At 49.2% G+C, this 15,012-nt stretch carries 11 protein-coding genes; all 11 read left to right on the plus strand.

The annotated features are described in order from the left end of the window. Position 1 precedes the first annotated feature (1 nt). On the plus strand, positions 2–1,306 hold the full coding sequence (hflX, locus tag HPS57_RS04375; RefSeq protein ID WP_172180502.1) for a GTPase HflX: 1,305 nt from the start codon (positions 2–4) through the stop codon (positions 1,304–1,306). A 33-nt stretch (positions 1,307–1,339) separates the two neighbouring features. Beyond that, positions 1,340–3,013 (plus strand): DUF4954 family protein, encoded by a 1,674-nt coding sequence (locus tag HPS57_RS04380; RefSeq protein WP_172180504.1) that lies wholly within the window; start codon positions 1,340–1,342, stop codon positions 3,011–3,013. A gap of 52 nt (positions 3,014–3,065) precedes the next feature. After that, positions 3,066–3,434: a hypothetical protein gene (locus HPS57_RS04385; protein WP_172180506.1), complete on the plus strand. Its 369-nt coding sequence runs from the start codon at positions 3,066–3,068 to the stop codon at positions 3,432–3,434. 276 nt (positions 3,435–3,710) lie between these two features. After that, positions 3,711–4,058: a type II toxin-antitoxin system RelE/ParE family toxin gene (locus HPS57_RS04390; protein ID WP_172180508.1), complete on the plus strand. Its 348-nt coding sequence runs from the start codon at positions 3,711–3,713 to the stop codon at positions 4,056–4,058. Positions 4,059–4,062: 4 nt separating this feature from the next. Further along, a complete protein-coding gene (locus HPS57_RS04395; RefSeq protein WP_172180510.1) occupies positions 4,063–4,374 on the plus strand; it encodes a helix-turn-helix domain-containing protein in 312 nt (103 codons plus the stop codon). A 114-nt stretch (positions 4,375–4,488) separates the two neighbouring features. After that, positions 4,489–7,389, plus strand: coding sequence for a M16 family metallopeptidase (locus HPS57_RS04400; RefSeq protein ID WP_172180512.1), 2,901 nt, complete (start codon positions 4,489–4,491; stop codon positions 7,387–7,389). A gap of 73 nt (positions 7,390–7,462) precedes the next feature. Further along, complete coding sequence (locus HPS57_RS04405; RefSeq protein ID WP_172180514.1) at positions 7,463–9,082, plus strand: fumarate hydratase; 1,620 nt, start codon at positions 7,463–7,465, stop codon at positions 9,080–9,082. A 134-nt stretch (positions 9,083–9,216) separates the two neighbouring features. Then, positions 9,217–10,707 carry an aminotransferase class I/II-fold pyridoxal phosphate-dependent enzyme gene (locus tag HPS57_RS04410; RefSeq protein WP_172180516.1) on the plus strand — a complete coding sequence of 497 codons (1,491 nt, stop codon included), beginning with the start codon at positions 9,217–9,219 and terminating at the stop codon, positions 10,705–10,707. Positions 10,708–10,953: 246 nt separating this feature from the next. Continuing rightward, positions 10,954–11,805 (plus strand): polyamine aminopropyltransferase, encoded by an 852-nt coding sequence (speE, locus tag HPS57_RS04415; protein ID WP_172180518.1) that lies wholly within the window; start codon positions 10,954–10,956, stop codon positions 11,803–11,805. 637 nt (positions 11,806–12,442) lie between these two features. Next, complete coding sequence (locus HPS57_RS04420) at positions 12,443–14,263, plus strand: tetratricopeptide repeat-containing sensor histidine kinase (RefSeq protein WP_172180520.1); 1,821 nt, start codon at positions 12,443–12,445, stop codon at positions 14,261–14,263. After that, entirely contained in the window at positions 14,260–14,886 is a 627-nt protein-coding gene (locus HPS57_RS04425; protein WP_172180522.1) for a response regulator transcription factor, read from the plus strand. Before HPS57_RS04420 ends, HPS57_RS04425 begins: the two co-directional genes overlap by 4 nt. Positions 14,887–15,012: the final 126 nt, after the last annotated feature.

Consider the following 15,012-nt stretch of genomic DNA (forward strand, 5'->3'; position numbering starts at 1 on the left):
AATGAAAGAATTTGTAATATCAGAGACGAGGTCGGAGACAGCGGTGCTTGTCGGCATCATCACTCCGCGACAGAACGAGGCGAAAACGACAGAATACCTTGACGAACTGGAGTTCCTTGCCGACACTGCCGGTGCGCGTGTGGTGAAGCGTTTCACACAGCGCGTCCAAGGACCGTCGTCCGTAACATACGTGGGAAAGGGCAAACTCGAGGAGATTGCCGAATACATAAAGCAGTGCGAAGACGCCTATGATGAGTGGCAGGAGGAGTTCCATGCGCCGGAAGAGGGCGAAGGGCCGCAGCCGGTGGGCATGGTGATCTTCGATGATGAGCTCTCCGCGAAGCAGATGCGCAACATCGAAGCGGAGCTAAAGGTGAAGATTCTCGACCGCACATCGCTCATCCTCGACATCTTTGCCATGCGTGCGCAGACGGCAAACGCCAAGACTCAGGTGGAACTTGCACAGTACCGCTACATGCTGCCGCGTCTGCAGCGCCTGTGGACTCACCTCGAACGACAGAGCGGTGGTTCAGGAGGCTCGGGCGGAAAAGGCGGTTCGGTTGGTCTGCGCGGACCGGGCGAGACTCAGTTGGAGATGGACCGCCGCATAATCCTTAACCGCATGTCGCTCCTGAAAGAGCGTCTCGCAGAGATAGACAAGCAGAAAACCACGCAGAGAAAGAACCGCGGACGGCTTATCCGTGTGGCTCTCGTGGGTTATACCAATGTCGGAAAGTCTACAATCATGAACATGCTCGCCAAGAGTGAGGTGTTTGCCGAGAACAAGCTCTTTGCCACTCTTGACACAACCGTTAGGAAGGTGGTCATCGACAATCTGCCTTTCCTCCTCGCAGACACTGTGGGATTCATCCGAAAGCTCCCTACCGACCTTGTGGATTCGTTCAAATCCACACTTGACGAGACACGCGAGGCTGACCTTCTGCTGCACGTTGTGGACATTTCGCATCCTGACTTTGAGGAGCAGATTACCGTCGTCGAGAAGACTCTCGCCGACCTCGGATGTGCCGACAAGCCGTCGATGATTGTCTTCAACAAGATTGACGCTTACTCATGGACAGAGCATGAGGAGGACGACCTCACTCCTGTGAAGAAGAACGAGATACCTTTGGACGACCTGAAGAAGACGTGGATGGCGAAACTCAATGACAACTGCCTCTTCATTTCGGCAAAGGAGAAGGAGAACATCGACGAGTTCCGCGAGACCATCTACAAGAAAGTCCGTGAGATGCACGTGCAGAAATATCCTTACAACGACTTCCTCTACGGTGACTATTCCGAGGAATAACAGACAAAAACAAACCACAAAACATATCGCCCTATGTACCGCGAACTGACAGAAATAGAGAAAGAACAGCTTGAAATACAAGGCTGCCGTTGCCATGACTGGAGCAACATCGAAGTGGCAGAGGACTTCACTCCTCTGCATATCTACAACACATTCTTTGAAGGACACATCCGTATCGGTGCGGACTGCAGGATTATCAATGTCGGAATCATACGCTCCACACCCGAAGCGACATTCGGCGAGGGCGTGACTATCAGTGTCCTCAACGAAGCAGGTGACGGAAACCTTGTCCTTTACTCTGACCTTACAGCGCAGATGGCGGCACTTATGGTGCGTAATGCCTGTGACACAGCAGTTTGGGAGCGTTTGAAAGGCATGGTTATGCAGGAGATTGACATCACACGGCAGCCATGCACGACCATCGGCGACGGTGTTTCCATCACTGACACACGCGAACTGACCAACGTAATCATAGGCGACAAATGTGAGATTACCGGTGCTGCAAGGCTCTCGGAGTGCACACTGAAAAGCACATCCGAGGCGAGCATACTCGTCTCTGACGGTGTTATCTGTGACAACTGTATCATACAGGCGGGCTCTTCCGTGACCGATTTTGCCAAGCTCTATGACTCTTTTGTCGGTGAGGCGTGCCACATCGGACGCGGATTCACATCGGAAAACTCTGTGTTCTTTGCCAATTCCCACATGGACAACGGAGAATCATGCGCTGCTCTCTGCGGCCCGTTCTCTGTCTCTCACCACAAATCGACACTGCTTATCGGAGGAGAATATTCATTCTACAATGCCGGTTCGGGCACGAATTTCTCCAATCATGCCTACAAAATGGGACCTATCCATTGGGGCACCCTGATGCGCGGCTCAAAGACAGCCAGCGGTTCGCACACGCTTTGGCCTGCACAAATCGGCACATTCTCCATGCTCATGGGCAAGATTCAGTCGCATCCGGACACACGGAAGCTGCCTTTTTCCTATCTCATAGCGCATGAGAACGGCACATATCTTGTCCCGGGACGCAACCTTACGACAGTGGGAACATACCGTGACATAGAGAAATGGCAGAAGCGCGACCGCCGTCCGAAGAACGGAAGAAAGTCTCTTGTGCAGTATGATTGGCTCAATCCGCTTGTCATCCGACAGTGTATCGACGGCATACAGACTCTCGAACAACTGCAAAATGAGCAAGGCGAGGATGTTGCGGCATACCAATACAACGGCACTTTAATCAAGAACCAATCGCTGCAGAAAGGCATCCGCTACTACGACCTTGCCCTGAGGATGGCGATGCTTGCAGCTCTTGAGGAGCACGAGGCGGCTCTTCCCCACTCCACTGTCGGCGCAGGAGAATGGACAGACCTGCTCGGTATGCTTGCACCAAAGGCGGAAGTGGACAGCATCCTTAACGACATCCGTAGCGGAGAGTTGGCGGACATCAGCGATGTGGCTGCCGCATTGGAGCATATACATAATGATTATGCAGAGCACAAATGGGCTGCCGCTTACCGCACCATACTTGATTACAAGGGACTTGACTCTCTTACGGAGGACGACCGCGAATGCCTCCTGCAGGAATTTGCCGCCGCACGCCGGGAATGGCTTGACTCTATCCGATGCGATGCAGAACGCGAACATGCTCTTGGTGATGTAGAGGACAGCACTCTCAAAGACTTTATCGGGAAGATAAACTGATTGCCGGCCGTTCCATAAATTAATAATTGTATAAGAAAAAAACTCGGAAATCATGTGCAGAATAAAGATAACAAAACTCGGAATGCGTAACGAAATTGACGTAAAACTTGACGTTTATTATTTCGAAGACGGAGGTTACACTGTGGCATACAATCCTTCTTTGGACATAAGTGCTTATGGCGACAACAAGGATGAAGCAAAAAGTGAATTCACTGAACTTCTGCGGATATATTTCGAGGAATGCATAAACGACGGAACTCTTTGCGAAGACCTCCGTAATCATGGGTGGACAACCGGCGAAAATGGAATGCATTCCCCTGACTTTGAAGAGCAATTAAGCAGGAATTCTGTACTGAAGCAAGTGGTTTCAAGTTCAAGAGACTATACAAAGAAAACTTACCCTGTAACGATGTGCGTATGAGTCCAAGAATGTCAAACATCCCATTACGAGATGTAAGGTTTTTCCTTAAAGCAGTAGGCTGCATAAAGAAAAGGACAAGCGGAGGGCATTAAATATGGCATAAAGAAGGTATCACGCGCCCCCATTGTCCTGCAAACCCACAAGGATCCTGTTCCACTGCATGTCGTTCAAAACAACCTGCGGACTCTTGGAATGACACTCGATGACTTTACAAAAGTAGTTTATGGAGTATAAACATCTCATATTCATAAAGACTCAACAACCAAAAGCAATCCGATGGAACTGAAACGCAAATTCAATGTTATATTCGCAAAAGAAGCAAGAGAGTTCATTCTCTCTCTTCCTCTATCGGCAAGAAAGAAGATAGCGTACAATATTGACAAAGTGTCCTTTGGGGAAATAGACAACACACTCTTCAAAAAGCTGGAAAATACGGACATTTGGGAATTCAGAACCCTCTACAATAGCAAAGCCTACCGACTGTTAAGCTTTTGGGATACAGAGAACGACACTTTTGTAGTAGCCACCAACGGCTTTATCAAGAAAACGCAAAAGACTCCGAAAAAAGAAATTGCCAAAGCAGAAGAAATAAGAAAACGATACTTTAACAAGAAACAAAGATAGCGATATGGAAAAGGATTTTTATACTTTTGAAGAGATAAAGGATGAGACATTTGGCATAGTCGGCACTCCGGAAAGAGACGCTTACGAAGCCGAACTAAAAGCATCCCTAATCGGGAAAGCTATTAAGAAAGCACGCACTGAACACAACCTGACACAAACGCAGTTGGGAGAAATGATAGGCGTACAGAGAACACAGATTTCAAAAATCGAGAACGGACGCAATATTACATTCACGACACTTGCACGGATATTCAAAGCCATGGGATTAAACTTGGATTTGGACATGGGCACATTAGGACGTGTTTCCTTATGTTGAAATGTTGACTGTGGAGATAACAACATATAAAAGAATCCTTAAAGCCATTTTTGAAAAAACATTCCGGCGTAATTCCATAAATTAACAAGCAGAAAACATACAAACAATAATATCATGAAAAAACTGTTTCTACCAATCGCTGTCTTTGCGATGGTCATGACAATTAATGCCAAAGAGCACAAGTATGTCACTGTTCCGGGCGATCCTATGCAGACAAGGCTGTACACCATGCCTAACGGTCTGAAGGTCTACCTTTCCGTAAACAAAGAGAAACCACGTGTGACAGCGCATATCGCCGTCAACACAGGACACCGCAACGACCCTGCCGACTGTACAGGTCTCGCCCATTACCTCGAGCATCTCATGTTCAAAGGCTCAAAAAAGTTTGGCACAACAGACTATAATGCAGAGAAACCTTATATCGACAAGATAACATCCCTTTACGAAGAGTACCGCAAACTCACCGACCCTGCGGAACGAAAGGCGAAATATCACGAGATTGACTCCGTATCGCAGATTGCAGCACAGTACAATATTCCTAACGAATACGACAAACTCATGGCTGCAATCGGTGGCGACGGCTCAAACGCTTACACATCATTCGATGTGACATGCTACACGGAGGACATCCCTGCCAACGAGATACAGCGCTGGGCAGAGATACAGTCCGACAGATTCCAAAACCTCGTAATGCGTGGCTTCCACACCGAATTGGAGGCTGTCTATGAGGAGAAGAACATGTCGCTGACCAACGACGACTCGAAACTCTTTGACGCTGTGTTCGCGCAACTCTTCCCTTCTCACTCCTACGGCACACAGACAACCATCGGCACACAGGATCATTTGAAGAATCCTTCACTTGTGGAAATACAGAAATACTATGACCGTTACTACAAGCCTAACAACATAGCAATCTGTATGGCAGGAGACTTCGACTGCGACAAGGTCATGGATATTCTTGAAGAGCAGTTTGGTTCATGGCAGCCGGGCAAGGACACCACACCGCGACAGTTTGCGAAACAGCCTCTGTTCACACAGCCTAAGGACACCACCGTTGTCGGTCAGGAGAAGGAACAGATAATGATGGCATGGCGATTCGACGGCGCTGCGTCCCACCAGTGTGACACTCTAGAAATCATCTCTGACATCCTGATGAACGGACGCTGCGGACTCGTTGACCTGAACATCAACCAGAAGATGCTGATGCAGAGTGCCGAGGCAGGCTCTTTCTCACTGAAAGACTACAGCATCCTCATCATGGGCGGCGCACCAAAGGAAGGTCAGTCGCTTGACGAGATACGCAACATCCTCCTCGGCGAAGTGAAGAAGCTCAAAGCCGGCGACTTTGACGACGACCTTATCATATCCATCATAAACAATAGGAAACGCCAGTATCTGCAGAAGATGGAGAACAACAGCTCACGAGTAAGAACAATGGTGAACACTTTCATCAACAACCAACCGTGGAAAGACCAGGTTCACCAAATCGAACGCATGTCAAAAATCACAAAAACTGACATCGTCGCTTTCGCAAACAAATACCTCACCGACGGCTATGTCTGCGGATACAAATTGAAAGGCGAGGACAAGAATATCAAGAAAATCGAGAAACCGGCTATCACTCCGATACCAGCAAACCGTGACAAGGCGTCAAAATTCCTCACCGACATCACCTCTCGCACCACAGAACCTATACATCCGCAGTTCGTAGACTTCAACACCGACCTGACAAAGGTCACCACAAAGACCAAGCTCCCTATGCTCTACGTGCAGAACAAGGAGAACGGACTCTTCCAACTCGTCTTCCGTTATGAGTTCGGAGACCGTGCCGACGTGCGCTACTCTGTCATAAACGACTACATTCCATTGCTCGGCACATCAAAAATGTCCAACGCACAGATTAAGAAGCAGTTCTACAAACTCGCCTGCGACTACAACATCTCTGTCGGCAATACCAATGTCACAGTGCGCCTTGCCGGACTTGATGAGAACATGGAAGCGGCTCTCGCACTCCTCGAATCAATCATCAACGACTCAAAGGCTGACAAGAATGTCTATGACCTCTATGTCGAGAACACTCTGAAAGAGCGTGCCGAAAGTAAGAAAAACCAGCGTACATGCTTCTCTTACCTTTGGGAATATGCTATGCACGGTGCAAAGAACGACTACACAAACATGCTTTCCGAAAGCGAACTGAAAGCCACTGCTCCGGAAGTGTTCACCGATTTGCTGAAAGGTCTCTCACAAATGAAGCACACAGTCCTTTACTACGGCCCACGCTCCGTGAAGGATATTGCAAAATCTGTCGAGAAGAACCATAAGGTTGCAAAGCGTCTTGCCGATGTTCCTGCAAACAAGGAGTGGGCATGGACAACCACTGAGACTCCGCAGGTCATCATCGCCCCATACAAGGCGAACAACATCTACCTCCGCATGCTCAACAATGAGAAGAAGCCGCTTGACGTTGCAGCAATCCCTACGACACGACTCTTCAACGAATATTTCGGAGGTGGCATGAACGCCATCGTCTTCCAGGAACTCCGTGAGACACGAGGACTGGCATACAATGCGGCAGCATTCTACTCCACCCCTTCACGCAAGGAAGACCCGCAGTATTGGGTTCAGCACATCATCTCACAGAACGACAAGATGATGGACTGTGTCAACACGTTCAAGGAAATCACCGACAACATGCCGCAGACAGAGGCGAACTTCAACATCGCCAAGCAGAGCATACTCAAGAACATCGCTTCCGAGCGCACAACAAAGATGAACATCATCTACAAGTACCTCAACGCACAGCGCATGGGTATCGACCACGACATCAACAAGGACATCTACAACGCAGTGCCTGACATGACCCTGCAAACCCTTGTTGACTTCGAGCAGACCAACATCAAGGGAAAACCTCTGCATTATGTCATCCTCGGCGACGAGAAAGAACTCGACATCAAAGCCATTGAGCAGGTTGCTCCGGTGAAGCGTGTGACACTCGAAGAAATCTTTGGCTACTGATTATCACAACATTACATATAATAAGCAATTATAACTACATATAAACAACAAACAATAAAAACATAAAAGAAAAATGGCTAATCCGGAATTCAAGTATGCGCCAATGTTCCAGCTTGGCGAAGACAAGACAGAGTACCGCCTCATCTCCAAGGAAGGCGTAAGCGTTAGTGAGTTTGAGGGCACACCAATCCTCAAAGTCTCAAAGGAAGCTCTTGAGCTCCTCACAACTCAGGCATTCCACGACGTGAACTTCATGCTGCGCCGTGAGCACAACGAGAAAGTCGCAGAAATCCTCAACTCTCCCGAAGCATCCGACAATGACAAGTATGTCGCACTGACCATGCTCCGCAATGCCGAGGTGGCTTGCAAGGGTCAGCTCCCTTTCTGCCAAGACACAGGCACAGCTATCATCCACGGCGAGAAGGGACAGCAGGTGTGGACAGGCTTCGAGGATGAGGAGCCTTTGGCAAAAGGTGTCTACAACACATACACCGAGGACAACCTCCGCTACTCACAGAACGCACCACTCGACATGTACAACGAGGTGAACACCCGCTGCAACCTCCCTGCACAGATTGACATCGAGGCTACTCACGGCATGGAATACAAGTTCCTCTGCGTAGTGAAAGGTGGCGGCTCTGCCAACAAGACCTATCTCTATCAGGAGACTAAGGCACGCATCCAGAATCCGGGCACACTGATTCCGTTCCTCGTGGAGAAGATGAAGAGTCTCGGAACTGCCGCTTGCCCTCCTTACCACATCGCTTTCGTTATCGGCGGAACAAGTGCTGAGAAGAATCTCCTCACCGTGAAACTCGCCTCCACAAAGTTCTATGACACCCTGCCTACGACAGGCGACGAGACAGGACGCGCTTTCCGTGACATCGAACTCGAGAAGCAGCTCCTTGAGGAAGCTAAGAAAATCGGTTTCGGAGCACAGTTTGGCGGCACAGCGTTCGCTCACGATGTGCGCGTAATCCGTCTTCCACGCCACGGTGCATCCTGCCCTATCGGTCTCGGCGTGTCATGCTCCGCTGACCGCAACATCAAGGCGAAAATCAACAAGGACGGTGTTTGGATTGAGAAGATGGACGACAAACCATACGAACTCATACCTGAGGCTCTCCGTCAGGCAGGCGAAGGCGACGCTATCTCTATCAACCTCGACCAGCCAATCACAGAGGTCTGCAAAGAACTCTCCAAGTATCCTGTATCCACACGTGTCAGCCTCAACGGCACAATCATAGTGGCACGCGACATCGCTCACGCTAAAATCAAGGCACGCCTTGACGCAGGCGAGGGAATGCCACAGTACTTCAAGGACCACCCTGTGCTCTATGCAGGCCCGGCAAAGACTCCGGAAGGCATGCCTTGCGGCTCTATGGGCCCTACAACAGCCAACCGCATGGATCCATACACAGATGAGTTCCAGGAGAATGGCGGCTCTCTCGTGATGATTGCCAAGGGCAACCGCACACAGGTTGTCACCGACGCATGCAAGAAGCATGGCGGATTCTACCTCGGAAGCATCGGCGGACCGGCAGCGTTCCTCTCCTCAAGCAACATCAAGTCTATCGAATGTGTCGAGTATCCGGAGCTTGGCATGGAGGCAATCTGGAAAATCCGCGTAGAGGATTTCCCTGCTTTCATCCTTGTGGACGACAAGGGCAATGACTTCTTCAAGCAGTTCTAAGTTTCGCCTCGCTCAGGTTGTGGGTTATAGGTTGTGTGTGTGAGTTTGGTCAATATTGACAATACTGTCAGCACTGTCAATATTGACCTATACACCACAAACCCTCAACCCACAACCCTTTTTTACCATATATAATGACAAAAGAACAACAGATTCAACCGAACCTGATGGAGCAGAACAACGCTCCCATTTACGAGGCTTTGAAGGAATTCTCACGCAAGCACGTCGTGCCCTTTGATGTTCCCGGACACAAGCGTGGCAGGGGAAATCCCGAACTTGTGAAACTCCTTGGCAAGCAGTGTGTCGAGCTGGATGTCAACTCCATGAAACCGCTTGACAATCTCTGCCACCCAATCTCCGTAATCAAGGAAGCGGAATCGCTTTGCGCCAAGGCTTTTGGCGCAAAGCATGCCTTCCTTATGGTCGGAGGAACGACAAGTGCGGTGCAGACCATGGTGCTCACGGCATCCAAGAAAGGTGAGAAAATCATCCTTCCGCGCAATGTCCACCGCTCTGTCATCAACGCTCTTGTCGTCAACGGTGCAACACCTATCTACGTGAACCCCGACACCGACAAGCGTCTTGGTATTGCCCTCGGCATGAAAATCTCACAGATAGAGAAGGCCATCGAGCAGAATCCTGACGCCGTTGCCATCCTTGTCAACAACCCGACATATTACGGCATCTGCTCCAACCTTAAGAAAATCGTGGAACTCGCCCACGCCCACAACATGATGGTACTGGTCGACGAAGCCCACGGCACTCATTTCTATTTCGGGGAAAACATGCCAATCTCCGCCATGGCGGCAGGAGCGGACATGTCCTGTGTGTCCATGCACAAGAGCGGTGGCTCACTCACACAAAGCTCTGTGCTGCTTACAGGCGGGAACGTGTCACCGGGCTATGTGCGGCAGGTCATCAACCTGACACAGACAACCTCCGCATCCTACCTCCTTCTCGCGTCACTCGACATCTCACGGCGTAACCTTGCCCTGCGTGGCAAAGAGGCTTTCGCCAAGGTTGTCGAAATGGCTGAGTACGGCAGGCAGGAGATAAACAAAATCGGAGGATACTACGCCTACGGTTCGGAGATAATAAACGGGGACTCTGTCTATGACTTCGACAAGACCAAACTGTCAATCTTCACCCTCGACATCGGTCTTGCCGGCATCGAGGTCTATGACCTTCTGCGCGACGAATACGACATACAGATGGAACTCGGCGACATCGGCAACACCCTCGCCTATATCTCCATCGGCGACCGAATGCGTGAAATGGAACGCCTTGTCTCCGCACTCTACGACATCCGCCGCCGCTACCACAAGGACCGCACCGGCATGTTCGACCATGAGTACATCAACCCTTCCGTCGTCATGACACCACAGGAGGCGTTCTATGCGCCGAAGGAAGAGATGCTGCCCATACGCGAATGCAACGGCAGGATATGCACGGAGTTCGTCATGTCCTATCCTCCGGGCATCCCTATCCTCGCCCCGGGAGAGCGCATCACACAGGAGATTATCGACTACATCCTCTACGCAAAGGAGAAAGGATGCTCCATGACAGGTCCTGAGGATGAGAACATAGAGAGGCTTAATGTCATTAAGGAAGCCACAACATATTAATATAATGTGGATGAATTTTGCATAAGTAACTGTTGAAAATTAGTTTATACTAAAACGCAGTTGTTTTTTAGTCGATTAGTGTGCGGAATCGAAGGAGCAATGCGGGCATTGTGACTGAGTGACAAGCACTAAGCGGCAGAAAAGAACAAGTTTTAGTACAAACATAACTTAAATATAAAGTAATTTACAATAGTTACTTAAAGCAACTTAACAAGTGGTTTTTCAAAATTAATATACGAATAAAATATGGATTTCTGGTTTACCGAACGACATACAGAGGATGTCCAACTGAGCATCCGACTGGATAAGCATATCTTCTCCGAAGAGAATGACAACAACAGGATTGACATATTCGAATCGCCGGAATACGGCAAGATTCTTACTGCCGACGGCTACATTGTCATGACCGAAAAGGACGAGTTCATCTACCATGAGATGATGACCCACATCCCTATGGCCGTGCATCCCAATCCGCGCCGCATACTTGTCTTCGGTGCAGGTGACGGCGGTGTGGTGCGCGAGCTGCTGAAATATCCTGAGGTGGAACGCATTGACATGGTGGAAGTTAACACAGGCGTTGTGGAGGCGGCAAAGAAATATCTGCCGTTCTCTGCCGGCGGACTTGATGACCCGAAGGTCACAATCCACCAGCAGAACGCTCTCCGCTACATCCGCCATATCGTCGGCGAATACGATGTGATAATCATTGACTCGGCAGGCTACTACGGACCGGGCGAGAGCCTTCTCTCACGAGAGTTCTACGGCTCATGCTACAAGGCGCTGAAGGACGACGGCATCATGGTCAACCAGCACCAGTCGCCGTTCTACGATGAGGACCGTGTGGAGACACAGAACGCCCATAAGCGCATCGTCAACTCCTTCCCTATCAGCCGTGTCTATCAGGCGCACATCCCTTCCTATCCTTCAGGCTACTGGCTCTTCGGCTTTGCCTCAAAGAAGTACCACCCAACGGACGACCTTGATGCAAAGCGGTGGAACGAACGCGGCATAATCACCAACTACTATACCACCAATCTCCACCGCGGCTCTTTTGCACTCCCTGCCTATGTGGAGCGCTTGCTGAAGCGCGTTGAGTAGGATTGCGTAAGTAATATACAAAAACAAGGAATCACTCACATAAAGCAATATGAGTGATTCCTTATTTTTTTCATGACCGTATCAATGCGTCACCAATCCAACAAGACACAAAAGTTTGTGCCATGATTCCACACACACCATACGCACAAGAGACAGTACACCCACATTGCTCAGCAAAAGCAATGTGAGTGCCTCTCTGTCAGCATCCTGACATATATAAATGCTCTCTCATATACATCATGCATCTTCTTACCATTTGCACAACTCCCCTCCACCAGCCATCAGAACATGAACGGAGGAAGCACTACTCCAAGGAAGCGTCGCCACACTTCGACTCATGAAATGATTCTCATAAACAGCATAGAAGAGAAGCCGCAACAATAAGACTTAATTCCACTGCAAATTTAATAAAAGAACATCATAAAACATCCATTTTTGCTCTCTCCTGTATAGAAAACTACGGAGTTCCGTAGCCAAAATGTCATGAAAACAAAAAAATAACAGAGAACACATCATTTAATTATAAAAAAAATGTATCTTTGTAGACGGAAAGATACCACAAGAGTGTAGCAAGCACTGTTACACATACACTCATGACAGAAAAAGAAGCATCACCATACAAAAAGACTAAAACCGTATGAAAAACATATCGTATCACGTTATTGCATGGTCAATAGCCCTCTGTACGGCAGCTTGTTCCCAAGAAACCAAGACCGACACAACCGACCGTGCCATAGCATTGCTTGAAAGTGCGCAGACACTCTCCAACCAAACCGTAAACTCACAAGCGCTTGTCCTCCTTGACAGTGCCATGACTCTCTCCGACGGGAACGACACTTTGAAGGCATACATATACGCAGAAAAAGCGAACTGCCTCTTGAACAGCGGACGCATGAAGGAGGCACTGCCATTCGCAAAGCAAGCTATCACGCTCGCAGAGAAACTCAACGACTATGAGGTCCTTATCAACCAATACACAACATCGGGAATACTCTACCGCAGGATCAATCTCCCGGACTCCGCATTGATAGCCTACCGCAAAGGTCTCGACATAGCAGAGAAGGTTGACGCTAAGGACTACGTAGCCAATCTGTACAACAGCATATCCGTGCTGTACACGGAACAAGACCGCTACAAGGAGGGCATCGAATACGCAGACCTCGCAATAAAATGGGCAATGGAAGCGAAAGACCAAATCGAACTGTACTCTGCCGTCGCCACAAAGTCAGCGGCAATGATGCGTATGGGACGCTACAAAGAATCCATTGAGGCTATAGCCCCTGAGTTTGACAACATCCTTGCCCTCAATCACGCCCCAATCATCCTGAAAAGCGTCGGACCAATGTTACGTTCATTGGTGGAAATCGGCAGGATAGACGATGCGCAGACCTATATGCAGAAGATAAAGCCAATACTGCAACTTGCCGACTCTACAAACAGCGGTGTAATAGGAATCCTCCAGATAGAAACCGCCATACTGCACGCACAAGGGGAGTATCGCAAAGAAATAGACTTATGGAATCGCTTGGAAGCACTTGCGAAACATAACGGAGGAATACCACAGAACACATTCCTTATCTCCAAATCATCATGCTATTCCAAACTCGGAGACACAAAGAAAGCCTTGGAACTCATGACTGAAGCCTACGCCATCGCCGACTCATTGAAGAACAATGGCATGAGCCGCCAGATGTCGGAATTCACCATAAAATACAAAACACAAGAAAAGGAACTGATGATAGCAAAACTTGCTGCGGAACGTGCAAACCAGCAGACGCTGATAGCCATACTCATACTTGCCCTTGTCCTGCTTGCCGCTATCATACTCTTCACACTATACCGCCGACATATCACACGCAAGGAGAACGAGCTTGCCTTGCAACGACGCTTCATCGAAGGCTTGGAAAGCGAGCGAGCAAGACTGGCACGCGAACTGCACGACGGTGTATGCAATGACCTTCTCGGTGTGCAACTCGCCTTGAGCACAGGAAAAGACAACGCCTCTCAAATGGTGAAGCATATAATGACCGATGTCAGACAGATTTCCCACGAGCTCATGCCGCCACGCTTCAATATGGAGAATGTGGCACAAATCTTGTCCGACTATATCGACAACCTCCCATTGCCCGACTGCAAAGTGGACTTCCGCTGCGCCCCTTCCAAGGATGATGAGCAATGGAACACGGTCAACACTGCCGTGAGCTTCGACATCTATCGCATCGTGCAAGAACTGACCGGCAACATCGTACGCCATGCAAAGCCGTCATTCATCAACGTTGCCATTGAGAAAAACGACTGCCACATCACACTCTCCGTAGAGAACGACGGTGCCAAAGACAACAGCGACGGACAAGGAATAGGACTGCAAAGTATGGGTGTGCGCGTGAAAAGCCTTAACGGTGAAATATCACATACAGACATGGGGAACGGCATATACAGAGTGGAGGTGACATTATGACAGAACTTAGACAAATCATTGTTGTTGACGACCATCCCATAGTACGCAGCAGTGTGGCGGCTTTCCTTTTGAAAAAGTGTGAAAGGACTGTTGTGGCAGAGGCTGCAAGCTGCAAAGAGGCTGTCGCACTTGCAAAGAACGGTGATTACGCTATCGCCATCGTCGACCTTGAACTCCCTGACGCCAAAGGGACGGAAATCCTGCACAAGATGCAAGAAGCATGCCACACATTGCGGTTCATCATCTACACCATGCACGAGGAGCCATGGCTCGTCCGCGAACTGATGGAAGCGAAAGCTGCTGCCATAGTGCTTAAAGGCGAGGACACAATGGAACTGGTGGCCGCTGTGGAGTCTGTGACAACAGGAATGCCATATTTCAGTCCGCGTTTCCTCTCCCTTGCCACATCAAAAGGCGGACTCTCAGAACGCGCATTGGAGGTTCTGCAACTGATAGCCAAAGGAATGTCCAGCCGCGAGATAGCGAAACAGATTTTCGTCAGTGAGAACACCATCGAATACCACCGCAAGCTGATTCTGCGCCACCTCGGTGCAAAGAACAATGCTCATGCCGTAAGCATTGCCATTGCCCAAGGACTGATAAAAGGGGACACTACCTGCTAATGACATAAAATAGTCAAAAACACTGATTTACACATACTGAAACAAAAGGTGACACTTTACCGGATAAAGTGTCACCTTTTACATGGTAAAAGGTAACCTTTCGCATAACAAAGTGTAACCTTCTGT

Source organism: Palleniella intestinalis (genome assembly GCF_013166595.1).
Taxonomy (GTDB): domain Bacteria; phylum Bacteroidota; class Bacteroidia; order Bacteroidales; family Bacteroidaceae; genus Prevotella; species Prevotella intestinalis.